Annotated in this window: 20 protein-coding genes and 2 pseudogenes; 15 read left to right on the top strand and 7 right to left on the bottom strand. The window is 47.8% G+C overall.

Annotated features, from left to right (window positions below):
- Nucleotides 1–173 precede the first annotated feature (173 nt).
- The 8 genes and pseudogenes from E1757_RS34210 to E1757_RS34175 all read left to right on the top strand — a co-directional run.
- A complete protein-coding gene (locus E1757_RS34210) occupies nt 174–2,453 on the top strand; it encodes an ATP-binding cassette domain-containing protein (RefSeq protein ID WP_133236737.1) in 2,280 nt (759 codons plus the stop codon).
- A gap of 142 nt (nt 2,454–2,595) precedes the next feature.
- The gene (locus tag E1757_RS34205) at nt 2,596–4,080 is read left to right on the top strand and encodes an aminotransferase-like domain-containing protein (protein WP_133236735.1); all 1,485 of its coding nucleotides are present in this window, start codon (nt 2,596–2,598) and stop codon (nt 4,078–4,080) included.
- A gap of 133 nt (nt 4,081–4,213) precedes the next feature.
- On the top strand, nt 4,214–5,155 hold the full coding sequence (locus tag E1757_RS34200; RefSeq protein ID WP_133236769.1) for a D-alanine--D-alanine ligase: 942 nt from the start codon (nt 4,214–4,216) through the stop codon (nt 5,153–5,155).
- Nucleotides 5,148–6,332, top strand: coding sequence for an aminotransferase class I/II-fold pyridoxal phosphate-dependent enzyme (locus E1757_RS34195; RefSeq protein ID WP_133236733.1), 1,185 nt, complete (start codon nt 5,148–5,150; stop codon nt 6,330–6,332). The genes E1757_RS34200 and E1757_RS34195 overlap by 8 nt, the downstream gene beginning before the upstream one ends.
- A gap of 463 nt (nt 6,333–6,795) precedes the next feature.
- Nucleotides 6,796–7,293, top strand: coding sequence for a MerR family transcriptional regulator (locus E1757_RS34190; protein ID WP_133236731.1), 498 nt, complete (start codon nt 6,796–6,798; stop codon nt 7,291–7,293).
- 5 nt (nt 7,294–7,298) lie between these two features.
- On the top strand, nt 7,299–7,739 hold the full coding sequence (locus E1757_RS34185; protein WP_133236729.1) for an SRPBCC family protein: 441 nt from the start codon (nt 7,299–7,301) through the stop codon (nt 7,737–7,739).
- Nucleotides 7,740–7,768: 29 nt separating this feature from the next.
- Nucleotides 7,769–8,242: an SRPBCC family protein gene (locus tag E1757_RS34180; protein ID WP_133236727.1), complete on the top strand. Its 474-nt coding sequence runs from the start codon at nt 7,769–7,771 to the stop codon at nt 8,240–8,242.
- Between the two features lie 136 nt (nt 8,243–8,378).
- Nucleotides 8,379–8,639, top strand: a pseudogene (locus tag E1757_RS34175) (GNAT family N-acetyltransferase); the annotation flags it as partial.
- Nucleotides 8,640–8,820: 181 nt separating this feature from the next.
- Here the strand turns inward: E1757_RS34175 and E1757_RS34170 are convergent.
- The 6 genes from E1757_RS34170 to E1757_RS34145 all read right to left on the bottom strand — a co-directional run bounded on the left by E1757_RS34170 (nt 8,821) and on the right by E1757_RS34145 (nt 14,062).
- On the bottom strand, nt 8,821–10,245 hold the full coding sequence (locus E1757_RS34170; protein WP_133236723.1) for a PQQ-dependent sugar dehydrogenase: 1,425 nt from the start codon (nt 10,243–10,245) through the stop codon (nt 8,821–8,823).
- A 258-nt stretch (nt 10,246–10,503) separates the two neighbouring features.
- A complete protein-coding gene (locus tag E1757_RS34165; protein WP_246079712.1) occupies nt 10,504–10,980 on the bottom strand; it encodes a hypothetical protein in 477 nt (158 codons plus the stop codon).
- Nucleotides 10,981–10,999: 19 nt separating this feature from the next.
- A complete protein-coding gene (locus E1757_RS34160) occupies nt 11,000–11,815 on the bottom strand; it encodes an energy-coupling factor transporter transmembrane component T family protein (RefSeq protein ID WP_133236721.1) in 816 nt (271 codons plus the stop codon).
- Nucleotides 11,816–11,819: 4 nt separating this feature from the next.
- Nucleotides 11,820–12,674: an ATP-binding cassette domain-containing protein gene (locus E1757_RS34155; RefSeq protein WP_133236719.1), complete on the bottom strand. Its 855-nt coding sequence runs from the start codon at nt 12,672–12,674 to the stop codon at nt 11,820–11,822.
- Entirely contained in the window at nt 12,659–13,483 is an 825-nt protein-coding gene (locus tag E1757_RS34150; RefSeq protein ID WP_133236717.1) for an ATP-binding cassette domain-containing protein, read from the bottom strand. The genes E1757_RS34155 and E1757_RS34150 overlap by 16 nt, the downstream gene beginning before the upstream one ends.
- 90 nt (nt 13,484–13,573) lie before the next feature.
- On the bottom strand, nt 13,574–14,062 hold the full coding sequence (locus E1757_RS34145; RefSeq protein WP_133236715.1) for a hypothetical protein: 489 nt from the start codon (nt 14,060–14,062) through the stop codon (nt 13,574–13,576).
- A gap of 270 nt (nt 14,063–14,332) precedes the next feature.
- Here E1757_RS34145 and E1757_RS34140 point away from each other — a divergent pair, with 270 nt between their 5' ends.
- Together E1757_RS34140 and E1757_RS34135 are read left to right on the top strand one after the other, a co-directional pair.
- Entirely contained in the window at nt 14,333–14,716 is a 384-nt protein-coding gene (locus E1757_RS34140; RefSeq protein WP_133236713.1) for a YmaF family protein, read from the top strand.
- A 215-nt stretch (nt 14,717–14,931) separates the two neighbouring features.
- Nucleotides 14,932–15,322 (top strand): annotated as a pseudogene (locus E1757_RS34135) (glycosyltransferase); the annotation flags it as partial.
- Between the two features lie 194 nt (nt 15,323–15,516).
- On the opposite strand, the gene E1757_RS34130 reads toward E1757_RS34135, so the two are convergent.
- Nucleotides 15,517–16,461, bottom strand: coding sequence for a LysR family transcriptional regulator (locus E1757_RS34130; RefSeq protein ID WP_246079711.1), 945 nt, complete (start codon nt 16,459–16,461; stop codon nt 15,517–15,519).
- Nucleotides 16,462–16,534: 73 nt separating this feature from the next.
- On the opposite strand from E1757_RS34130, the gene E1757_RS34125 reads away from it, so the two are divergent.
- The 5 genes from E1757_RS34125 to E1757_RS34105 all read left to right on the top strand — a co-directional run bounded on the left by E1757_RS34125 (nt 16,535) and on the right by E1757_RS34105 (nt 22,799).
- Complete coding sequence (locus tag E1757_RS34125; RefSeq protein ID WP_133236709.1) at nt 16,535–17,773, top strand: YbfB/YjiJ family MFS transporter; 1,239 nt, start codon at nt 16,535–16,537, stop codon at nt 17,771–17,773.
- Nucleotides 17,774–17,866: 93 nt separating this feature from the next.
- Nucleotides 17,867–18,715, top strand: coding sequence for an alpha/beta fold hydrolase (locus tag E1757_RS34120; RefSeq protein WP_133236707.1), 849 nt, complete (start codon nt 17,867–17,869; stop codon nt 18,713–18,715).
- 696 nt (nt 18,716–19,411) lie between these two features.
- Nucleotides 19,412–20,512 (top strand): Fe(3+) ABC transporter substrate-binding protein, encoded by a 1,101-nt coding sequence (locus E1757_RS34115; protein WP_133236705.1) that lies wholly within the window; start codon nt 19,412–19,414, stop codon nt 20,510–20,512.
- Between the two features lie 2 nt (nt 20,513–20,514).
- Nucleotides 20,515–22,167, top strand: a complete 1,653-nt coding sequence (locus E1757_RS34110; protein WP_425464885.1) for an ABC transporter permease — start codon at nt 20,515–20,517, stop codon at nt 22,165–22,167.
- Nucleotides 22,164–22,799, top strand: coding sequence for an ABC transporter ATP-binding protein (locus E1757_RS34105; RefSeq protein WP_133236703.1), 636 nt, complete (start codon nt 22,164–22,166; stop codon nt 22,797–22,799). Before E1757_RS34110 ends, E1757_RS34105 begins: the two co-directional genes overlap by 4 nt.
- The last annotated feature ends 647 nt before the right edge of the window (nt 22,800–23,446 follow it).

Genomic DNA, 23,446 nt, shown 5'->3' with positions numbered 1-23,446 from the left:
ACCCGAAATAAACATAAACCGGCTGCATGTAGTTAGCAGCCGGTTTATGTCTACTTCGGACAATATGACAAATTCTTGTCGTTACGGGTCAAGTTCGTGCTGCCCGACTTTCTATGCACGATGAATGGTACAATGTGAATATAAGTAGAAATTAACATGGAAGGAAGTTGAGCATGAGCGAATCTAATCAGGAGCATATCGTAATCTCAGGTGCGAGGGAAAACAACCTCAAGAACGTATCCTTGCGCATTCCCAAGCGGAAGATCACGATCTTCACCGGGGTATCCGGATCCGGCAAATCATCGATCGTTTTCGATACCATCGCCGCCGAATCCCAGCGTCTGCTGAATGAAAACTTCAGTATGTTCGTCCGCACCTTTCTGCCGCGTATTCCGCAGCCGGATACGGACGCGATCGAGAACCTGAGCATGGCTGTTACAGTGGATCAGAAGCGGCTGGGCGGCGGTTCCCATTCCACGATGGGCACAATTACCGATATCTCTCCCATTCTCCGTCTTCTCTTCTCCCGAGTGGGTCAGCCCTATGTTGGACAAGCGAACATGTTCTCGTTTAACGATCCGCAGGGCATGTGTCCCGAGTGCAACGGGATCGGTCGCAGGCTTGGCGTCGACATGAGCAAGGCGCTGGACAAGTCAAAGTCGTTAAATGAAGGGGCAATCATGCTGCCGGACTATACGGTGAACGGCTGGGAATGGAACATGATCGTGCAGTCGGGATCCTTCGATCTCGACAAGAAGCTGTGCGATTATTCGGAGGAGGAGCTGGAGCAACTGCTGTACGCCAAGGCGAGGAAAGTGGAAATGGATTTCGCCGGGAAGGCAGTGAATATTACAGTGGAAGGCATCATCGAGAAATTCACCAACAAGTACATCAAGCAGGATGTGAAGACGAAGTCGGAGCGCACACAACGGGCTGTTGCGCCGTACATTTCCGAGGGTCCCTGCTCCAGCTGCCGCGGCGCGAGACTCAGTCAGGCCGCGCTCAACTGCAGGATCAATGGACTCAACATTGCGGAGCTGTCCTCCATGGAGGTCGGACAGCTCATCCGCGTTATTCGGGAGATTGACGACGCGATCGCCGCGCCGGTCGTCAAGTCGCTGACGGAGCGGCTGCAGCATCTGGTGGATATCGGACTTGACTACTTGACGCTGGACCGTGAGACGGATACATTGTCCGGCGGCGAGTCGCAGCGCGTCAAAATGGTGAAGCACCTGAGCGGCAGTCTGGTGGATGTCACTTACATCTTCGATGAACCAAGCGTTGGCTTGCACCCCCGTGATGTACACCGGTTAAATGGATTGCTTCAGAAGCTGCGCGACAAGGGCAACACCGTGATTGTCGTCGAGCATGATCCCGATGTGATCAAGTTGGCGGATCATATCGTCGACGTCGGACCTTACGCCGGCAGCCGCGGCGGTACCATCGTGTATGAAGGAAGCTTCCAAGACCTTCTGGAGTCAGATACACTGACAGGCACCCATATGAAGCGGCCGCTCCAGCTGAAGCACGATTGCAGGCAGCCATCCGGCAGGCTGTCCATCAGAGATGCCTCACTGCACAACCTGCGGAACGTGAGTGCAGATATTCCAACCGGAGTGCTGACAATAGTTACGGGTGTCGCCGGCTCGGGCAAGAGTACGCTGATTAACGAAGTATTCCTCAGCCAGCATCCGGATGCGATCGTCATCGACCAATCGGCCGTAGGGGTGTCAACACGCTCGAATCCCGCGACCTACACGGGCATTATGGATGATGTACGCAAAGCGTTTGCTTCCGCGAACAAGGTCAACCAAGGCTTGTTCAGCTTCAACTCCAAGGGGGCTTGCGAGAACTGCCAAGGGCTGGGTGTTGTGTATACAGACCTTGCATTCCTCGACAGCGTGAAGCTGCCATGCGAAGTATGCGGAGGTAGACGGTTCAAGGAAGAGGTGCTCGCGTACAAGCTGAACGGCAAGTCAATTGCAGAAGTGCTGGAGATGACTGTGGAGCAGGCATTGGATTTTTTTCAACTAAAAGAGGTTGTGCGCAAGCTCCAGGCGATGAGTGATGTGGGGCTGAACTATATTACACTCGGACAGCCGCTCAGCACGCTTTCGGGCAGGGAATGCCAGCGCATCAAGCTGGCAAGCGAGCTGCATAAGAAGGGCAGCATCTACGTGATGGACGAGCCGACGACCGGCCTTCATATGTCAGATATCGGTCACCTTCTGGGGATCATGAACCGCCTCGTGGATGCCGGCAATACGGTGATCGTCATCGAGCACAATCTCGATGTGATCAGCCAAGCGGATTGGATCATCGATATGGGACCGGACGGAGGCAGCAAGGGCGGCCAGGTGGTGTTCGAGGGCACACCGGCGCAGATCATCCATGCGGAGCAGTCGATCACGGGAAGATACTTGATGCTGCATGGAGACTTTACGGCTAACTAAAACTCATGGATGCGTGGAAACGAAGCTTCATAAAAACAGCAGCAGCCAGAGCGGAAGAACCACCGAAGGATGAAAAATCCGGTGCGGTGGTTCTTTTTTTCTTTCGTCTTCTATGCCATCATTATAGATGGGGGCGATGAAGGTGTTCCAGGATTTCAAGCTCGTCGGTGACCGTCCGGTCGCGATACAAGTGAAAGAATACGTCAAACGTTTAATTATAAAAGGGGCGCTTCAGGCGGATCAGAGGCTGCCCTCCACACGAGAAATGAGCGGTCTGTTGAAGGTGAGCCGCAATACAGTCATTGCAGCCTATGAAGGCTTGGAGGATGACGGATTTACGTATGCGATTCCCGGTAAGGGCAGCTATGTGCTCGCCATGGCGGGCCAGTCGGCTGCAGATAACGGAGAAGCTAACGGCTCTGTCACCTGGCAGATCGACTGGAAGGCAAGAATGAACGAGTATGCTGTATCGGCTGTAGAGCTGGATATGATGAAGCAAGGCATTCGTGCACCAAAAGGAACCATCTCGTTCACAAGCATCGCTCCGGATGAGCAACTGTTTGATCTGGGGGATGTAAGGCGAGCCTTTATGGACCGGATGGCAATCGAAGGGCAGGTGCTGCTCAACTACGGCTATGCCAAGGGCTACAAGCCGCTGATCGATTACCTGATGCACTATATGGAGAACAAGGGCGTCAATCTAAGCGGCAAGGATATGCTGATTACAGGCGGGTTTACAGAAGGCTTTGACATTGTGCTGTCGGCATTGCGCCCTTCTGCACGCCGCGGAGCGGCAATTTGTGAAAATCCGACCCACCATACAGCGATCAAAAATTTGAAGCTGCAAGGATTTGAGATTACCGGCATTCCGATGGAACGCGACGGTATTGATGTAGAGCGGCTGGAGGCGGTACTGCAGACCAAAAACTTTGATCTTGCCTATTTGACTCCTTCTTATCACAATCCGACAGGCATCGTCATGTCGCCGGCAAAACGCAGCGCCGTTATGAAATTAATGATGCGCTATCAGATTCCGGTGATCGAGGATGGATTCAATGAGGAGCTGCGCTACTCGGGAGCGCATGTTGCCCCCTTAATAGCGACAGCAGGGCAAGGGAACGGAGTCATCTATATTGGCAGCTTCTCCAAGGTGCTGTTCCCCGGTTTGCGAGTAGGCTGGGTGCTTGGAGACCGGGCGCTGATCGACACTCTGGAAAGCATTAAACGTGCACGAACCATTCATACATCAACAATCGATCAATCGATTTTATACCAATATTTGCTTAACGGAAATTTCGATAAGTATGTAAAAAAAGCACGTACAGAGTATAAGCGCAAATATGAGCTGACAAAGGCATGCTGTGAAGCGCATCTTCCAGAGGCGCAGCTGTCTGGCGACGGAGGCTTGCATATGTTCCTCACCTTCCCGACAAGCGTAAATACGCGCCAGCTGCTGAAAGCTTGCACAGAGCGGGGTGTTATTTTTACACCGGGAGACAAGTTTTTTATTCAAGAAGGCGAAGGGACGAATACATTGCGGCTTGGTTTTTCACGAGTAACGGATGAAAATATCGAACGGGGTATTCAAATCATCGGCGAACAGGCGCGCAGCTTTCTTAAGGAATAACGATTAAGAAAAGAGCTATAGAGACGGAATTGTTCTGGAAAAACGCCAGCGTTCGTATTTACCCATGGGCAACGGCGATTGGCAGAACAACCCGTAACCAGACAATGATTTTGAAGAAAAATGAGGTGTCATGATGAAAATTGGCGTTATTATGGGCGGTATTTCCTCTGAGCGTGAGGTTTCTCTGCGGACAGGTCAACAGATGATCAAACATTTGGATCGCAGCCGCTATGAAGTGGTTCCAATTGTGATCGAGCAGCGAGCGGATTTAATCGCGCAGGTCCAGCAGGCAGGAATCGATATCGCGCTGCTGGCGCTGCATGGCCAGTATGGTGAAGACGGCACGGTGCAGGGAGCGCTGGAGACGCTGGGCATTCCGTATACAGGCAGCGGTGTCCTGGCAAGCAGCTTATGCATGAATAAGCAGCTATCCAAGATGCTGCTGAAGGCAGCGGGTATGCATACGCCTGCAGGCCTTTGCTGGCAGGGGATGGACGATTATGATCCGCAGGCAGTGGAGCGGCTGGGCTACCCGGTTATTGTGAAACCGAATATGGGGGGATCCAGCATCGGCATCCGGCTTGTGCATAATGAGAAGGAGCTGCTGCCGGCTGTTCAGGAGGCTTGCAGTTTTTTGGATCGGGCGATCTTGATTGAGCCCTACATTAAAGGGACGGAGCTTACCTGCTCGATTGTGGATGGCGAGGTATTACCGATTATCGGCATTCGCTCCGTGCATTCGGAGTGGTTCGACTATAAAGCGAAATATGAGGCAGGCTGCGCTGAGGAGAAGGTGATCCAGCTTCCTCCTGTTACTGAGCAGCGTGTGCGCGAGGCGGCGCTTGCCGGCTACCGGCTGTTGCAGTGCAAGGTCTATGCAAGGGTCGATATGATTTTGTGTCAGGATGTACCTTACGTGCTGGAAGTAAACACGTTACCGGGAATGACCGCGGGCAGCCTGCTTCCGAAGAGCGCGGCTGCAGCAGGTATGACCTTTGTACAGCTGCTGGACCGTATTATTGCTAGTTCGCTCCATGAACGGAAACAGGAATGGGGGATGGTGCAATATGTTTAGTGAAGAGGGTTCAGGGCGGTTTTTATCCTCGCGTGTACGGGATATTCGGCCATCGGGAATTCGCGCTTTTTTTGATCTGAATGCGGCAGGCGGAGATACAATTGTCCTTGGAGTCGGAGAGCCAGATTTCGTGACACCGGAAAAGGTACGTGAAGCTTGCATTTTGGCATTGCGTGAAGGACGGACGAAATATACCTCAAATGCCGGCTTGATGGAGCTGCGGGAGGAGCTTTCGGCTTATTTGGCCGGCAGCTTCGCGCTTTCCTACGACCCCGAGCAGGAAATCATCGTGACGGTGGGGAGCAGCGAAGCCGTCGATCTGGCGCTGCGGGCAGTGATCAATCCGGGTGATGAGGTGCTGATTCCGGCGCCAAGTTATATTGCCTATGAACCGATTACCCATCTGCATGGCGGTAAAGTCGTGGAGGTAGCGTCTACGGCAGTGGAGCGGTTTAAGCTGACCCCGCAAGCATTGCAAGCGTCGATTACGCCTCATTCCAAGGTTTTGATGATCAATTATCCGTGTAATCCGACCGGAACTGTTATGACACAGCAGGATTGGCTGCCGATTGCAGAGCTCATTATCAAACATAATCTGATCGTCATTTCGGATGAAGTTTATGCCGAGCTGACTTACGGGAGTAAGCATGTCAGTATCGCCTCCTTGCCGGGCATGAAGGAGCGTACGATTGTCATCAGCGGTTTTTCCAAAGCTTTTGCGATGACAGGCTGGCGGGTAGGCTATGCGTGCGGTCCGCGTGAGCTGATTGCCGGCATGCTGAAAATCCACCAGTACACAGCCATGTGTGCTCCCACCATTGCACAGATTGCTGCGCTCGAATCATTGCGTCATGGCTTGGCTGTCAAGGATGAGATGATGGCGAGCTACAATGAACGCCGCAAGCTGTTTGTGGCCGGCTTGAATGCAATCGGGCTGGCTTGTCACGAGCCCGAGGGGGCTTTCTATGCCTTCCCTTCAATTACTTCTACTGGCATGTCATCTGAGCGGTTTGCTCTTCGGCTGCTGAAGGAAGCGAAGGTGGCGGTCGTACCCGGTCATGTATTCGGATCAGGCGGAGAGGGCTTTATTCGCTGCTCATATGCAACCTCGCTGGTCGATTTGGAGAAGGCGCTGGAGCGGATGGGAAGGTTTATACAGATAATGCAGCCGGTATGATGAAAACTACAACATATATAAGAAAACCTCTATCGAGGCAAATTCAAGATGAGCGACCGCGATTTAAATGTAGGTTTTCTTGCAATATCAGAATAGTTCAGCTCCGCTGAAAACGTATAAATTCTGATATTATAAGAAAAGCTTCTGACCGAAGCCCTTCCGACGAAGATACATTCGTGTTTTAGATGTAGCTTTTCTTGCAATATCAGAATTGTTCAGCTCCGCTGAAAACGGATATTATAAGAAACTAGAGAGAGCTTCAATTTTTCACTGCAGTGGGTTGAAGCTCTTTTTGTTCAAATATAAGATGGCGAAAAAGTAATTTACATACGCGCATATTTTCTCGCGGCGTATACAAATAAATTCCAAAAAAAATTTTACCTAAACACTTGATCCTGACGTAACGTCATGTTTTATAATATAGATAACGGTAAACAGCTGGCGCAGCAAAAAGGGGATGATTATGAAGCGGCATTGGAAAGTGGGAGAGCTTGCTAAGCTTACAGGACTCACGATACGAACATTGCGGTTTTACGATCAAATCGGTTTGTTCTCGCCTTCGGCACATTCCGATTCGGGACACAGGCTGTACAATGAAGCCGATCTGTCGCGGCTGCAGCAAATTTTATCGTTAAAAGAGCTCGGTTTATCGCTGGATGAGGTGAAGTCCGTATTAACCGGCGGGCACTTCAGCCCGCTGGAGATCGTGTCGCTGCAAATCGCCCGTCTGAAAGAAAATATTCGGATGGAGCAAAATATTTTGTCCGAATTGGAATACGTATTCAATCTGATGCAGTTGAAACAACCCGTGACGGTAGACGATTTTACAAAATTGCTGGAAATGATGAAAAAGAGTCATGAAAAATATATTATCGAACGTCGGATGACGTGGGAACGCCACCTGGATCTGCTGGGCGATCTCGTAGACGGACATTCCTACGATCCAAATCAAGGGAGCTGAAATTCATGAACGAACAATTTGCCGTACATAATACCTTCGTCATCGAACGGGTGTATAAAGCCTCGCCGGCGCGAGTGTTTGCCAGCTGGGCGGACCCCAAGCTGAAAGAGCAATGGTTTACGAAACCGGATGAATTGGACTTCCGTGTCGGCGGTGAGGAAAGAAGTCAAGGAGGTCCTCCCGGCGGACCGGTATTTACCTTCGATGCCCGTTATCAAGACATTGTCCCGAATGAGCGTATTGTATACACTTACACTTTGGATATGGATAAGACGCGGATGTCGATTTCCGTGACGACCGTCGAGTTCAAGCCGGAAGGTGCCGGTACGAAGCTGATTTTCACTGAACAAGGCGTGTTCCTGGACGGCCACGATACACCGGCTCAGCGCGAACACGGCACCAAGGAGATGCTGGACAAGCTGGGCAAGCAGTTGGAGAACATCTAAACGTTTTATTCATACAGGGAGGAACTGGAATGACAGAAAACCAGGCAGTAAACAACGATACCAGCGCTGCGGAAGAGTACGAATTTATCGGTTCGCGTGTTTTCGACGCACCCCGCGAACTCATTTTTGAGGCTTGGACAAAACCGGATCATTTGGCGCAGTGGTGGGGTCCGAACGGTTTTAAGAATACTTTTCACGAATTTGATTTACGGCCGGGCGGGACATGGCAGTTTGTGATGCATGGACCGAATGGCGTCGATTACCCCAACAAAAGCGAGTTTGTCGAAATCGGGCTTGAGCGGATCGTATTGAGGCATATTTCTGCACCTCGATTTCAGCTAACGGCCATCTTTGAGGATCTTGGCGGCAAAACCAGACTTACCTGGCGCCAGCTTTTCGAAACTGCTTCTGAATTTAACGCAGTCAAAAAATATGCCCCGGAAGCCAACGAACAAAACTTAGACCGGCTTGGGGCGCAGCTGCAGAAGATGAGGTCCGTCTAAGGCAGCCATAATTACTTTCAGCAAGATCGCCAGCCGGCCGCAAGGCCGGTTTTTTCACGTGAACAAATTCGCCACTTTGGCAGCTCGTTGAACTTGCGGGCAGTTATGTTCAAAATGGAAATACAAAGTATCCGCTTGGCATAACGGGAAGCTAGTGGGTTTCCTGAGAGCATTCACAGACTTTTGCTTTGATTGTTACATTAACGATATTGCTGTTGACCCTGAGTACCAGGGAATGGGAATCGGCAAAGGACTAGTAGAGTATTTAAAACCACAGTTAGAAAAGGATACATTGATGTTCCTTATATCCGCCCCTGAATCTAAAAGTTTTTATAAAAAAATCGGATTTAATAATTTTAAAGATATCGAAGATACATGGCACCAAGCTATTAAATAACCCATTACATCTATGCCCTGTTAAAAAGGATGAAAAATCACGTCATAAAATGTGTAACAATATGGATGACAACTAAGAATGCCGCGGTTTATCGACATGCTTGCTTGAAAACAGTTTGACCGGAAAACCTGTGCCTGCACTTCAAAGTATGATACACGAATGATTCTAGAAGGCAAACGAATCATGGAACAATTTCAAAAACAGTACCTTGGTTAGAATCGGCCACTTTCATAGAGCCATAAACCCCTAAATATAGTCTGGTTTGATTCAGATTCGTTCCCAAACTAACATAATAAGCTGATTGTGACCCAAAATTATAATCAGTTTCAATAACACTAAAATCATTTAGTTTGCAATCCGATCTTACCCTGGTATAAGCTAAAACCCCTCTAACCGAAGGTTGAGATTCTGCGCCTTGGGCAAGATCGGTAAACACGACACTTCCCGTTAAACCGGGGATTCCATTCCCCATATAGGTCTGGACTCCTGTGAGCGCAGTTGCTCTAAACTTATCGGCTCGGGGATCCTCATGAAAATAACTAATGAGAGGCGGAAGGCGACGCACTGAAATTTTTACCGCATCATCGTAATAAGCGATTGTTTTCTCATTCAATGCCGGATTTGCGGAGCAGCCCTTTATAAACGAAGTAAGAAAAGCACCTTCCCACCCTCGCCAGCCAAAGTTAATAAAGCCTTCTTGGTCAGGTTCGGATTCCATTAAAGATGCTTGAATAAGCTGAGTAACCGGTATTGGTTTATAATGAACAAATGAAAAAATCGACTCTACGAGATCCTGTCCGACATTTCCTACGTATTTGATATACTGATTATAAAACCTTTGAAATGAAATGCCCGGTATATTGCGAACTCCTTTGGCAATTACCGTAAGCGTTTCCTGAATAGGTGCGGGCAGCTCATTAAAACGTGTAACTACGGGCGGATTATCGATAAATGTATTCTTAACGACATCAATTTCGATTATTTTACCTGCTATTTCCATATCATTTTGGCTTAAATTAAATGGATCATAGCCTGAACCGCCATCACCGGTTGTCAAAACAAGTTTTCCTGTTTCAGGTGAAAAGTTTAAGCTATTTACACCATTATGATTTAAAAATGGTCTTCTTATATTAAGTAATGTCCGCCGTTTTTGAGGTTGGCCATTCGATTGCAGAATCCATTCTTCAACAGTATCAATATGATCATATTGAATTTCTCTATTTATCCACTTTAGGTTTAAGGTTCCAGCATCACACGGGTTAGGCTTAAAAGATTCAAAAGCACCTGGAAGAGCACCTGGACCCTGGGTTCCAGCTACTGAATAATGAAGATAAAAAAGACCATTATTATTAAATTCGGGATGAAATGCTAGCCCTAACAATCCCCGTTCATCATATCCGCCACTGGAGACACCTAGTTTTAAGATTCGTGAGCGAATATCTAAAAAAGTCCCAATAACTCCGTTTCCTATGTAAAAAATCTCTCCTACCTGGGTTGCAATAAATAATCTTTCGATTGAGTCACCCGGAAGTATAGCTGTTTTCAAAACAGTGGGTAAATTTAGCTTACTAACAATGGGCCGCAAACTGACTTTAACTTTTATCAATTAACTTTACCCTCCTTTTTATTGTTTTCTTTTATAAGAGTATGATTCGAATTGTTTATTATTACACGGGGTAACTGGCTCCCAGGCATCGCCTTACACAGGAACAACATATCCCATGTTTCCCGGCCAATAACCAAGCCTATGGGGATCCTTATAATATATCGATTACTTTGCTTATTTTATGGATGAACCACCTGCTTAAATCAACCCATAGCCAGCTATAGAAAAAACAGAAGCAGAAGACCATCGCGATTGTACTTATGTTGAACGTTGAAGAAAACGCAGGGCCCAGGACGGGAAAGCGAAAATGTAGAGCAACAAGAAGATTCCCACCCATAAAAACAACGATCCCGCCATCACAGCCGATAGTCGAGTTTTTGAATATACAAACGCTCCGCCAATTCCGAGCGCTAATAGTCCTGTTGTGAAAGGGAATACGATAAGTTCTCCCGGTTGGATAAAAAAGAGCAATAAAATAGCAAGCAAATATGCGGTTAAACCTGAACGGAAAGAAAGGACACAGCATAACACAACGGGGGCCGTGGCGAAAGGACTAATCAAGAAGCCTATCCCTGGCAGCAATCCTCCCATTGATTGAAAAATGGCAGCCAGAGCTGCAAGAAATGCGGTAATTGTCATTTTTCTGGTTGCAAATTCGGCTGTGCGAAAACGCGTGTTAATCAACGAAGCTTCTTCGCATACAGGTATTAACCAGTAATTTTTCAATTGGTTCATCGACTGAAAACAGCCCCTTTTAATTGGATATGGCCCGGAAATGTTCGAAATACGGAATCAAGAGCAGGATCAGTGCGGAAATGATAACAATCCAATCACGCCAGCCAAAGCGCAAACGACTTGTTCGCATGCGATTTTCAGCGATGTAACAACGGGCGTCCATGGCGAGAGCCAATTGTTCCGCGCGGCGAAATGCAGAAACGAACAAAGCGAAGAGAAGCTGGGAAAGTAAATGTATTTTTATCCGAACGAAGCTTCCTTCAATGCCTGTACTCCTTATTTTTTGCGCTTTCAGGATCGCATCCGCTTCGTCGATAAAGATTGGAATAAAGCGGAAGGCTACCGAGGCTATAAACACAAATTCATGAACAGGAAACCGAATGAAGCTGAGCGGGCGCATAATCGTTTCCAGACCGTCTGCCAATTTTGCCGGGGGGGTCGTCAAACTGAGAACTGCCGCTGTAATAATAAGAAACACAAGCTTACTTGGAACGATAAGCGCATTTTTTATGCCCTCATTGTGGATGGCGATTCCTCCCCAAGAACAGGAAACTTCGCCATTATCGTTTAACCAAAGGTGGTAAATAGCAAATGCGAGAAGAAGCGGCAGCAGCCCTCTCAGGCCGTGCCACAAATAAGCAAACGGCACTCTTGATACGAAGACAAGGACGAGAGTAACAAATCCAAAGAAAAATAGGCTGGTTATATCGCTCGAGGAGGCGATCAACGACAAATAGACAGCTGCAAAAATAAGTTTTGAACGAGGATCGGAGTCGTGCAAAAAAGAGCGCGCCTCCATATACCGCCCGATAGGCAGAAGTCTAAACCATTGCACGCCGCTAGTTCCCCCTTATGATACTGACGATGAACGACACCAATTGATCTTCCTTATAAATATTCGCGGGCAGGCTGTCGGCGAACCGCTTCTCGAGCCAATCCAAATAACGAAGCAAGGGCGTTTTCACAAAACCGATATGTTCCAATCTATGCCAGTTGGCGCGAATTTCGCCAGGGTGAAAATCCGCAAACAATTTCCCGTGGTCTAATACCAAGATGCGGTCCGAGTACTCGAGTGCTTCCTCGAGCCGGTGAGTGATGTACAGAACTGTTATTCTTTTGTCCTCATGAATCCGCTTTATGAACGATAAGATCCTGTCCCGTTCGCAGCCGTCAAGGCCGGCTGTCGGTTCATCAAGTATGAGAATACTTGGTTCCGAAGCCAATATTGCTGCCAGGGCAACCCGTCGTAATTCCCCGCCGCTGACCTGAAAAGGTGAACGGTCTTTCAACTTCGCATAGCATAACCCTGCCGCTTCCATGGCTTGTTGCACCCGTTCGGCCATCAACTCCGGCCTCATGCCGGATCGATTCAGCCCGGCAGCGATATGTTTGAAAACGGTATCCTCGAACACTTGGTGCTCAGGGAACTGGAACAAAAATCCAACCATTTTCCACAGGTGCCGGCGAGAAGCTTTATTATTTATTCGATAACGCCCGATCCGCAGATCGCCGGAGTCGGGGACGATCAGGCCTCCAATCGCCTGCGCCAACGTCGTTTTTCCGCTCCCGGCCGGACCCATGATCGCAACGAACTGCCCGTTCGGAATGTTTATTGAAATTCGGTCGATGGCCTTTTTATGAAAAGGAGTTCCGTTCGCAAGTATGCAGCTTAAGTTCTCTAAACAAATTTCCATAATGGATCCGCCAATTCACGTTCTATCGCAGTTGGTAAATGGAGGTTTCGGCTCGCGTAGAGAAGGTTATGTATTCGAACTGAAAATAGAGGGGGCAGCGCAGAGTCTTTAAAAACAGCCGGATTGTCTACCGCTTCGCGAGGCGTTCCATCGAACCGGATGGTCCCTTTCCGCATGACCACAAGACGATCGGCTGTGAATATCTCTTCAATCTCGTTGGTCACCTGGATAATCGTGAACCCGCAGTTGTGCAGATCCGACATGATCTTATGAACTTCTTTCGCGCTTTTGCTATCGAGCATTGAAGTGCACTCGTCAAAAACAATCACTTTTGGCTCCATCGCCAAAACTCCGGCAATCGCCAGCTTTTGTTTTTCGCCACCCGATAGAAGATGGGGAGGATGGTCTTTTATCTCATAGAGCCCAAGCCTTTGTAAAACATCGCGGCAGCGGTGTTCAGCTTGTTCCTGAGCAACACCTATATTATATAAACCGAAGATTGTGTCTTCCTGGACGGTGACGCCCACAATCTGATTATCCGCGTTTTGGAACACCATCCCGACATGTTGGCGAATCGTCATCAGATTCCGAACGTCGCTTGTCGTCTTTCCATAAACGGTGACATCTCCCAATGAAGGCTTGAGAAGGCCGTTAAACAACCGAACTAACGTTGATTTGCCGGAACCGTTCCCGCCCACGATCGTAACCCATTCGCCTTCGTAAACGGCAAGATTGATTTCCCGAAGTATCCAATCGTGGCGTGAACCGTAGCGCAGCCAAACGTTCTTCACCGAAATGACGCTTTCCATTGTTCCCTCCGAATAATAGAAGTCAACTGTAATCCATATTCAATGGCAAAAATAATTAGAACGTTACACCGCCCGCAAAAGACAGTCGGTTTAACCTGCCTTTTCACATAGATCCATATATTGTTGATAAGCAAAATCATCTGCACATTGTTCAACATGAATGGATCGATAATGGTTGGACGCTCGAACCGTACTCTTCATAGTGGCTTGATACGTTTCAAGGCCTTTTCCTTCATTGTGCTGTAAATAAGACAAAACATCGATGAGATGGAAGCATTCATGAAAGAAAATAAAATAGGGCAGCGCATTTGCAGTGATTCGATATCGGAACATCACTTGTTGTTCGTCTGAGGTGGTATATCGGTCATAAGGGATTTGTATATAAATTTTAGCTTTTTTACATGTTCGGTCCAAAATAACCGAACCGCCATAGAAGGGGCCCCATGAAAGATGAAGCGAGCATTGTATAGCAGGCGACAAACGATGAGAAATAAGCGTCAATTGAGAAAGAAGCCTTTTCTCCCAAATACGGATCCGCAGCCTTTTCCATTTATGGGTACGTAACATTTTACGAAACATTGAATCGCCTCCTTAATTCACCATACAACGGAGACCGCTTTTTATTCAATGCGAAAATGCAGGAAATGAACCATGACAAGGGACATCTAAAGATTTGCTGAATGCTGGTCATGCAAGCAAAGCTTCCCTGTTACAATGGAACCGTGCTCTTACGGATGTGAAAATGAAAAAACCGCCGAAATGCGAGCAATAGAATATTTCCAAACGGACCTTGCTCCCATCGTATATACCCGACATACAATAAAGCAAACTCAAGGAAGGGGAACAGTAATGGAAATTCCGATTACAGGATTTGTTGTCGATAACGGGAATGATCACGATTCTTTACATTCCCACAAATTATTTATCACCTCATGGAATGGAAGGCCCGTCCATGTACATGAATTTGCGGGTATTACCTCATTTGATGTCGGCCACCGCCACGATTATGCAGGAACGACCGAACCGGCTCCCAGCGGGGTGCAACATGTTCATAGATACGCAACAGTAACTTCGTTTAATGCTCAGCACAGTCATATTATTCGAGGAGAGACCGGTCCAGCAGTCCCGCTTCCCGGTGGTGGGCACATTCATTACTTTGAAGGAACAACAACGGTGAGTGGAAGTACACCTCATTCGCATATGTATCGAGGGCAGACCAGTAATGAAAAATAAAAGATCATGCAACAAAACAACCCCCGTTACTGATCGGGGGTCTTATTTTTGTAAGAATGATGCGATTAAACCATGTCGTACAAATCTTGGGCCCCGATCTATGCATGGTTTCGCAGAATGGCGGAACGCCGTAAATAATCATCTGTATAAAATCGGATATTTCAAGCATAATAAAACCGCCAGTTTATTCCAAACGTACAGAGGAGCAGATAAATGTGAAAAACAAGTGGCTGCTGGCGCTGCTGTTAACCTTGGCGCTCGTTTTTAGCATGACGTCGGCAGTAGTATCCGTGCAAGCGAAGGTGGTCGAAAAGAAGGATTTGGCTTGCCTAAGTCCCAAAATGGTGCAGCTGAAAGTCGATATGCAGAAGGTGTGGATCGACCATACGATATGGACAAGAAGCTATAATTGTCAGCGCCATATCTAATCGTCAAGATCAGAAGGACGTATTGGACCGGCTTTTGCGGAACCAGCAGGACATAGGCAATGTGATCAAGCCTTATTATGGGGAAGCCGCCGGCAATAAGCTGGCCGATCTTCTGAGAGAGCATATTCTGATCGCAGGGAAAATTGTAGCGGCTGCCAAAGCGGGCAATCAGGCGGATGATTCATTTTGTGGACATCCTGACAGATGGCATTGTCAAACAGTTTCCTGAAAAATTTTAAACGAACGCGATAGACGCTGCAAAACAGATTAGCTTTTTATAATCGCCCGAAAGGGTGGCTATGGAAAGCTCTTTTTAGATAAAAGTATAAGGTATTATGCTTAGCTTCATGATGCAATAAGTAGAATCCTTAATCATGCGGTCGGGAGCGTAGGCTTGGGTTCGCGGATGCCCCTAATGGCATTCATTAGCAATAATGCTGCCTTGCCCAAAAAGTTTTTGTTTTTATAAGCGATGCCTATAGTGACGACAGGATTCGGATCGGCGAAAGGTCTGATGACAAGTGAGCCTGTCTGTTCCAGACCGTTGTATATTGGAACAATTCCGACGCCGAGCTGTGCCTTAACCATTTGTTGAATTACAAAGATACTTCCAACCTCGATGCAAGAGAAAGCGTTTTGTCCGGTTGGATAAACCGCCATTTCCCAGAGCTCCCGATAAATACAAGTCGATTCTTTGACCAGAACGGTTAGCCCCGCGAGATCGTCAGTTGTGATGCTGTCTCGGTCGGCTAATGGGTGATTCGTGTTTAACAAGACCCCTAATCTTTCCTCGATCAGCGGTTCAAACTCCAACAGTAGGTTCGCCGATGGAGCCGAGCAAACGCCGAAGTCCAGCTCGCCGGCCTGAACCCTTTCCGCGATCGATCTGCTGCCGCTTACTTCCATGGTTAATTCCACTTTCGGTCGATTTTTGCAAAAGTCGGCTATAACGGTCGCTAGCTGCTGGCTTGCGATGGGCTCGATAGCGGCGAAACGAACGGAGCCGTTATCCCCCGCCGCGATATCGGAGACGGTCTGCCTCATGGATCCGATTAGCTTCAGTAAAGCCGAGGCTTCATGATGGAGCCATCGGCCGGCTTCGGTCACGATCACGCGTTTGCCGTCGCGTACGAATAAAGTAACGCCAAGATCAGTTTCAAGACGCTGGATCTGAAGGGTTACCGTAGAGGGAGCATATTGTAGTTCCTCGGCGGCTTTTAGAAAATGACCAAGTCGCACGCAAGCCTCGAAGGTCTTTAAAACTCGAAGATCCATTGTCATCACCTTTGGTTTAAGATTTATGAACGTTTTATTCATCTAATTCAATTTTACAAAACTTTCCCGACAATTTACACTAGTAACAACAAAAAAATTTAGGGAAGATGGGGCTATGGGCACAAAATCTGCATTCAATTGGATCACTCTATGGGCATCGCTTTTGTTTGTCGTCATTCTCGGTTTTTCCCGGCTCTCCTACGGCATGTTCTTGCCTGGGATACAGAGGGTGATCGGAGGAAGCTACGGACAGCTCGGCATTTTAGGCACAGTCAACTTTATCGGTTATTTGGTCGGAACCCTGTGTCTTTCTCCTTTGATCTCGCGGTTTCCGGACCGCAAGCATGCTATCAATCGAATGACGTGCTTTTTGCTAGGATTGGCTATGATCGGCTCGGCATTCAGTGATCATTTCACCCAACTCGGGCTATGGCGGTTCGCAATTGGCTTGTTGTCGGCCTTCGCCACGGTATTAGTCCTGTCCATTGCTATGGATGCCGTTCGACCGGCGGAACGGGGAGTGGCATCGGGTCTTATATGGCTGGGCGGATCAGCCGGCATTCTAGTGACGGGTTTATTCGCCCCCTTTACCATAGATCCTTCTCACTTGCTGGGGTGGCGATATGCTTGGGTAGCCATGGGCGTATTCGGCGTAATTGCCGCGTTCGGTTTCGAGTTCGTCACCAAAAAGCGGGGAACTGCAAAAATACCCTCACAAACGGAATCGAAGCCACGGGACCAGGAAAGCGTAAATGTGTATCGTCTCCTGTTGAACCCGAAGAAGCTCTTGTTTTTAATCGGTTCTTATTTCTTCTTTGGTTGGGGATACATCATCTATTTCACGTATTTGATTCCCTATCTGGTGAGCAAAGGTATTCCGTCCCTTTATGCCGGGTTGATCTGGTCCGGAATCGGATTTGCGGGTTTGTTTAACGGATGGATCGGAGGCAAAGCCATTGACCGATGGCCGAGCGGTTATACGCTTGCGTCGGGGTTAACCTTGGGGACGATCGGTGTGAGTGTCGTTACTACCGATAATATGTTTTTTACGGCACTGGGCGCGATCATGATTGGGTTGGTCTCCTTCATTACCCCGCCGCTGATGACGACCGCGCTTCTTCGGCGTCATGTCCCTCACAGTGTCTATGCGGCGGCCTTAAGCATAGCCACTGCCTTTTTTGCCTCCGGGCAGATTATCGGTCCTATCATTGGAGGGGTGGTGGTCGAACGGTACGGCTTGCAATTCGGCGTCGCGTCCAGCGCAATCTTTATGGCGATAGCCGCCGCGTTGGCTGGTATGTATGGACAACAACAACGAAAGCTTGGGATCCATGATTTGCCTCTCAGCGGCTGAAAATAATTAGATCAATTATGACGATAGTTGTCACCATTAGCGTTTAAGATGGATGCAAGCGAGACTATAGCTTATATAGATGGGAGAAAAGACATGATGATGAATTCAAGCCATAACGATTCGGCTATGAGGAAATACTTTCAATCGGGGAATCTTCGGCTTTCCTACCTGGATTTTGGTGGAGACAGCGAACGAGTACTTGTTATGCTGCATGGGTATATGGCCAATGCAAGATCATTTTCGGAGCTGGCCGTGCGCTTCAAAGATTGGCGCGTTATTTCTCTGGATCAACGCGGACACGGTTGGAGCGATCATCCGCCCGGGAAGGAATACGCAAGGGATGACTACGTGAAGGATATCCTGAACCTCGTCCGGTCGGAACTTGGGGGGCACGCTGTGACGATCTTGGGGCATTCTTTGGGCGGATTGAATGCTTATCAATTCGCAGCCCGTTATCCCGAAATGGTGAAGGCCGTTATCGTCGAGGATATTGGTGCGGAGATTCACGCCGATTTCTCCTTTGCCGACAAGCTTCCAATCCGATCGGCTTCCCTAAAGGAGCTGAGAGAATCGCTTGCAAGCTCCGGGCTCCGGGCTATTGATTATTTTGCCGAAAGCGTGTTTGAGGATGAACTAGGTTGGGGATTCCGAACGGATCTGGAGGGGCTGCGAGTATCCGTTCCTCAATCCAACGGGGTTTGGTGGGATGACTGGTCAGGTTCGAGTTGCCCGATTCTGCTAATTCACGGCGGGAAGAGCTTCATTCTTGATACGGAGCAGGCGAGACGTATGGAAGAGCGAAGACCCAACACTAAGCTTATCGTGTTCGAACAGTGCGGTCACGGTGTCCACGCCGACGATTTAAACGGTTATTTTTATGCGGTGAACGATTTTCTTAACGAACAGCAGGCAGTAGATATAGAGAAACGGGACAAGGTTTGAAGCAAATGATTGATCAAACACAATGTTCATCATCGGGGTCAAGTTACAGATGCGCCAAGCGGAGTTGCCTATACCTGCAGTAAATGATCCTTCCAGGAAAGGTTGGGCGCAGTTAGTGATGCTGGACAAGCTGGGCAAGGTTGGAGAACATCCAAACGTTTTAATCATACGAGGAACTGGCATGGACCGAATGGTGTCGATTATCCCAACTTATGTCCCAGAAGCCAACGAACAATACTTAGACCGTCTTGAGGCGCAGCTGCAGAAGATGAGGTCTGTCTAAGGCAGCCATAATTACTTTCGCAAGATCGCCAGCCGGCCGCAAGGCCGGTTTTTTCACGTGCAGAAAAAACTACGGCTGACCATTTAACGCACATGTTTTTTCTCCCAACCTTCTCAAGCAGTCGCGGGCATTTGCACGGAACCGTCTATGCTTCGCACTTTCCAAAGATGATTGTACCGTCGATTTCGTTCTTGGCGGAATGCCTCGTAATCAACTTTTTGAAACCCTTTAAGCACGTCAGTTTGTTCTAGAGCGTCATCAACAAAAACAACAAATTCGCCACTTCAAAGACTTCTTAACTTGGCATTGATCCATGCAATAATTTTTTAGTTGACACTATTTCTAAGGCATGTTAACTTATTAAATGTTAATGATAATCATTATCAGCAAATAAAAAGGGAGTGTCTTTCAAAATGCAACAACGCAAGTTAACTTCTGTAATTTTAAGCGCCGTCATAGGGACGGCATTACTTACCGGATGCGGGGGAGGCCAGGCAGGCCAAGCGGCAAACGGAGCGGGAACGGCAGAAAAGGCGCCCGAGCAATCAGATAAAGCAAAAAATCAGGCAGTCAACGTATATACCGCAAGAACCTATGCCGTTGATGACGTGTTATTCAACCAATTCACCCAACAATCCGGAATCAAAGTGAACGTAGTTAAAGGAAAGGCAGAAGAATTGATCGAGCGGATCAAACGTGAAGGTCAAAGCACAGAGGCCGATTTGTTCATAACCGTTGACGGCGGAATTTTGAACAATGCGAAACAGGCAGGCATTTTGCAGCCGGTGAAATCACCCGTTGTCGAGCAAAATGTGCCCAAGCAATACCGCGATGCGGATAACCAATGGATCGGGTTAGCCACCCGCGCAAGAGTGATTGTATATTCGAAAGACCGCGTTAAGCCCGAGCAACTGTCGACTTATGAGGATTTGGCGAGCGACAAATGGAAAGGCAAGCTGTTGGTCAATTCATCGACAGTAATGTACAATCAGTCGTTGTTCGCCTCCCTAATCGAGCTGAATGGTCCGCAGAAGGCGGAAGAATGGGCTAAAGGCATCGTAGCCAATATGGCACGTACTCCGAAAGGCGGAGACCGTGACCAGGCAAAAGCTATCGTAGCCGGTGAAGGAGATGTCGGAATCATGAATACCTACTACGTCGGACTGCTGCTGGCTTCCAAGGATGCGGAAGAAGTGAAGGTCGGCAATAGTATCGGCGTATTTTTCCCGAATCAAGCTACAACAGGAACGCATCTGAACATTAGCGGCGCCGGACTTATCAAAGATAGCAAAAATAAAGAAAATGCTGTAAAATTAATTGAGTATTTGACAGGCAAAGATGCACAGACCCAGTATTCCAAAGAAAACTTCGAGTTCCCGGTAAACAGCGCTGCGCAAAAAGCGGATTTGCTGGCAACATGGGGAGAATTTAAGTCTCAACAAGTTGATTTCGCCAAACTCGGCACGAACAATGCAAAAGCGATGGAAATTTACAACAAAGTGGGTTGGAAATAACAATGAACTTGCAAACTGCGATGCGTGATATCCGTAAACACGCAAACAGTTGGATGGTTATAAGCATAACGGGGGCAGCAGTTTTGATGCTGCCCATTTTCTATGTATTTATCTCGTTGTTTCAGCGGCCGAATAAAAATTGGCAGCAAATCAAGCAATTTTTAATCAAAGACTACATGCTGCACTCGCTTAGCCTGGTCTTTTTTACGGTACTGCTCAGCGTGGTTATCGGTGTTTTGTTGGCGTGGCTCGTGGCCGCATACGATTTTCCGCTAAAGCGGTTATTTCGTTGGGCCCTAGTTCTGCCGTTAGCGATTCCTCCATACATTGCGGCGTATACTTATGCTAATATGCTGAGTTATACCGGTGTTGTGCAAAAAACATTGCGTACCCAATTTGGGGTCACGCTGGATCAGAGTTACTTTGATGTCATGTCGCTGCGGGGCGCGGTGTTTATTTTTACGATGTTTTTGTTTCCATATGTATATCTGATTACAAGATCGTTCTTGGAGCGTCAAAGCGCCTCTTATATTGAGAATGCCAGATTATTGGGGAAAGGCGGAGTGGCGATTTTCTTCCGGGTGGTGCTGCCTATATCCCGCCCAGCCGTCATTGGCGGCGTCACACTGGTCATCTTCGAGGTGTTGAGCGATTATGGAGTGACCAGTTATTTTGGTATTCACACGATTTCGACAGCCATCTTTCAAACCTGGTTCGGGATGTACGATGTGGAGTCCGCCATGCGTTTGGCGGCGTGGCTGATGATAGGGATCATCGTCGTGTTCATTTTTGAACGTCTTCTGCGCCGTAACCGAATGTTTAGCTCCTCCACCAGCAAGATGAGGCCGATCGTTCCGAAGCGGTTGCAAGGTCCGGCCGCAGCGGCGGTATTGCTGCTCTGCGTTGCCGTGTTTTCTTGTTCATTCGTCATTCCGACCTTGCAAATTATCGTTTGGGCGGGGATGACATACAAGGAGGTTCTAACTCCAAAGTTTTTGGAGTTAACCTTAAATACTTTAAAAGTGGCGTTGATTGCGACGATCATTATAATGACATTGTCGGTCGTGGTCGCCAACGTAGCACGTGTTCGCAGATCCGGTTTTTCTTTTATTATTTCCAAATGCGCGACGGCAGGATATTCCATTCCGGGAGCGATCATCGCTATCGGGGTGTTGGCGGTGTGTATCCATTTGGATCATCTTTTCGCCCCGGTATATCAACAAATGGGGCTAGGCAAGTCGCCACTCATTATTAGCTTGTCGCTTGCGATGGCAGTTGCCGGTTATGTCATTCGTTTTATGGCCGTCGGTTACAACGCAGTAGAGGCAGGTTTTGAAAAAATCGGCTCGAAGTATGCGGAGGCCTCGCGGACGCTTGGACACGGGGTTACGGGGACTTTTTTCAAGGTTGACCTACCGATGATCAAGGGCTCCATTATTACCGGATTCATCCTAACCTTCGTGGAGATTATTAAAGAGCTGCCGATCACCTTGCTGCTCAGACCGTTTAATTTCGAAACATTGGCTACAAGAGCTTATCAATACGCAAGCGATGAACAAATTATTGAGGCGTCGGTGCCTTCTTTATTTATCATTGCGATAAGCTTAATATCTGTACTGATTTTTCATCAACTAGGAAAGAAGTTGGAATCATGAGTTTTGTTGAGATTCAAAACTTAACTTTTTCTTATTCGGGTACATCGAACATCATCGATAACTTCTCTTTTTGCATGGATAAAGGAGAAATCGTGGGAATATTAGGGCCAAGCGGACGGGGCAAAAGCACACTGCTTCGCTTGATCGCGGGTTTGGAATCTCCGCTGAAAGGGTCGATTGTGATTTCGGGCAAGACGGTGCTGGACGCGGCCACGTATATTCCACCGGAGAAGCGGTCGGTCGGCATGGTTTTTCAGGATTATGCCTTATTCCCGCATTTAAACGTATCCAAAAATATCCAGTTCGGATTGCACCGTCTTTCGGGAAGCGAACGAGCCAAACGGGTGCAAGAGATGCTGGAGCTTGTCCAGCTGAGAGACTATGAAAAAAGATACCCTCATGAATTGAGCGGTGGTCAGCAGCAGCGGGTTGCACTGGCAAGAGCGCTTGCTCCTCAACCTATCATTTTGTTGATGGACGAGCCATTCAGCAACTTGGATGCCGATCTGAAAGAACATATTCGCGGCGAGCTAGGGAATATATTGAGAAAAGCCGGAATAACATGTTTGTTTGTAACTCATGACCAACGCGATGTCGAGGCCATTTGCGACCGTGTGTTTACGATGGTTTGAATGGTTTCCGATGGAAAGGTTATCAACGACGGATCGCTATTCCAGATCAAAGCTTATCGATAATCAACAGCGGCAGCCGGTCATTACGATCGGCTTCTTTTTGTTGAGCTAACGTCCAGTTTAGTGTGGTGCGAGGCTTAAATAATTAGAGTATAATGGAATTAAATTCTATTGGACTTGATTCAAAAGTTAGCGTCAAATAATACTCTCATGCCTATATTTCTATATAGATAGTTTGGAAAAGATTTTTAAGATTTTTATTCATCTGTCGATTTTGAATTTTCTTGTTCGTTGTATTTATATAGAGGCGGAGTATGAATGGTCTTCTAAAAGGAACTTGACCCAAAAATAAGTCCAGCGGTATGATGTCAAGTCCCTGATTCAATCGAATTGGAAATTTTCTTGGCCGTAAAGTAGATCAGTCAGGAAAAATGGACGCATCAAATCAGACCCAGCCTAAAATCCGATTTTTTACCAGAATTTTACTGGGAATCCATGAAGGACTTTGACAAAGGAGGCGTTATCCCTTCGCGTTGTTCACCTTCCTCCGTGGCGTATAAAGTTGGTCGTTGCGTAGCAGCACATCGACCAGACGCACAAGTTTTCTTGCCGTTAAGACGAGGGCGCGTTTGTGTTGGTGCTTGGGA

It is taken from the genome of Paenibacillus piri, from assembly GCF_004354045.1.
Taxonomy (GTDB): domain Bacteria; phylum Bacillota; class Bacilli; order Paenibacillales; family NBRC-103111; genus Paenibacillus_S; species Paenibacillus_S piri.
The sequence above is the reverse complement of the archived record's forward strand: the minus strand, read 5'-3'. Positions and strand labels throughout refer to the sequence as shown.

Coding starts and splice junctions, on each gene's coding strand:
- E1757_RS34210 (WP_133236737.1), top strand. CDS start 174: ATGAGCGAATCTAATCAGGAGCATATCGTAATCTCAGGTGCGAGGGAA.
- E1757_RS34105 (WP_133236703.1), top strand. CDS start 22,164: ATGAGTTTTGTTGAGATTCAAAACTTAACTTTTTCTTATTCGGGTACA.
- E1757_RS34130 (WP_246079711.1), bottom strand. CDS start 16,461: ATGAATAAAACGTTCATAAATCTTAAACCAAAGGTGATGACAATGGAT.
- E1757_RS34185 (WP_133236729.1), top strand. CDS start 7,299: ATGAACGAACAATTTGCCGTACATAATACCTTCGTCATCGAACGGGTG.
- E1757_RS34125 (WP_133236709.1), top strand. CDS start 16,535: ATGGGCACAAAATCTGCATTCAATTGGATCACTCTATGGGCATCGCTT.
- E1757_RS34140 (WP_133236713.1), top strand. CDS start 14,333: ATGGAAATTCCGATTACAGGATTTGTTGTCGATAACGGGAATGATCAC.
- E1757_RS34165 (WP_246079712.1), bottom strand. CDS start 10,980: ATGAACCAATTGAAAAATTACTGGTTAATACCTGTATGCGAAGAAGCT.
- E1757_RS34110 (WP_425464885.1), top strand. CDS start 20,515: ATGAACTTGCAAACTGCGATGCGTGATATCCGTAAACACGCAAACAGT.
- E1757_RS34145 (WP_133236715.1), bottom strand. CDS start 14,062: ATGTTTCGTAAAATGTTACGTACCCATAAATGGAAAAGGCTGCGGATC.
- E1757_RS34195 (WP_133236733.1), top strand. CDS start 5,148: ATGTTTAGTGAAGAGGGTTCAGGGCGGTTTTTATCCTCGCGTGTACGG.
- E1757_RS34200 (WP_133236769.1), top strand. CDS start 4,214: ATGAAAATTGGCGTTATTATGGGCGGTATTTCCTCTGAGCGTGAGGTT.
- E1757_RS34115 (WP_133236705.1), top strand. CDS start 19,412: ATGCAACAACGCAAGTTAACTTCTGTAATTTTAAGCGCCGTCATAGGG.
- E1757_RS34180 (WP_133236727.1), top strand. CDS start 7,769: ATGACAGAAAACCAGGCAGTAAACAACGATACCAGCGCTGCGGAAGAG.
- E1757_RS34190 (WP_133236731.1), top strand. CDS start 6,796: ATGAAGCGGCATTGGAAAGTGGGAGAGCTTGCTAAGCTTACAGGACTC.
- E1757_RS34150 (WP_133236717.1), bottom strand. CDS start 13,483: ATGGAAAGCGTCATTTCGGTGAAGAACGTTTGGCTGCGCTACGGTTCA.
- E1757_RS34155 (WP_133236719.1), bottom strand. CDS start 12,674: ATGGAAATTTGTTTAGAGAACTTAAGCTGCATACTTGCGAACGGAACT.
- E1757_RS34120 (WP_133236707.1), top strand. CDS start 17,867: ATGATGATGAATTCAAGCCATAACGATTCGGCTATGAGGAAATACTTT.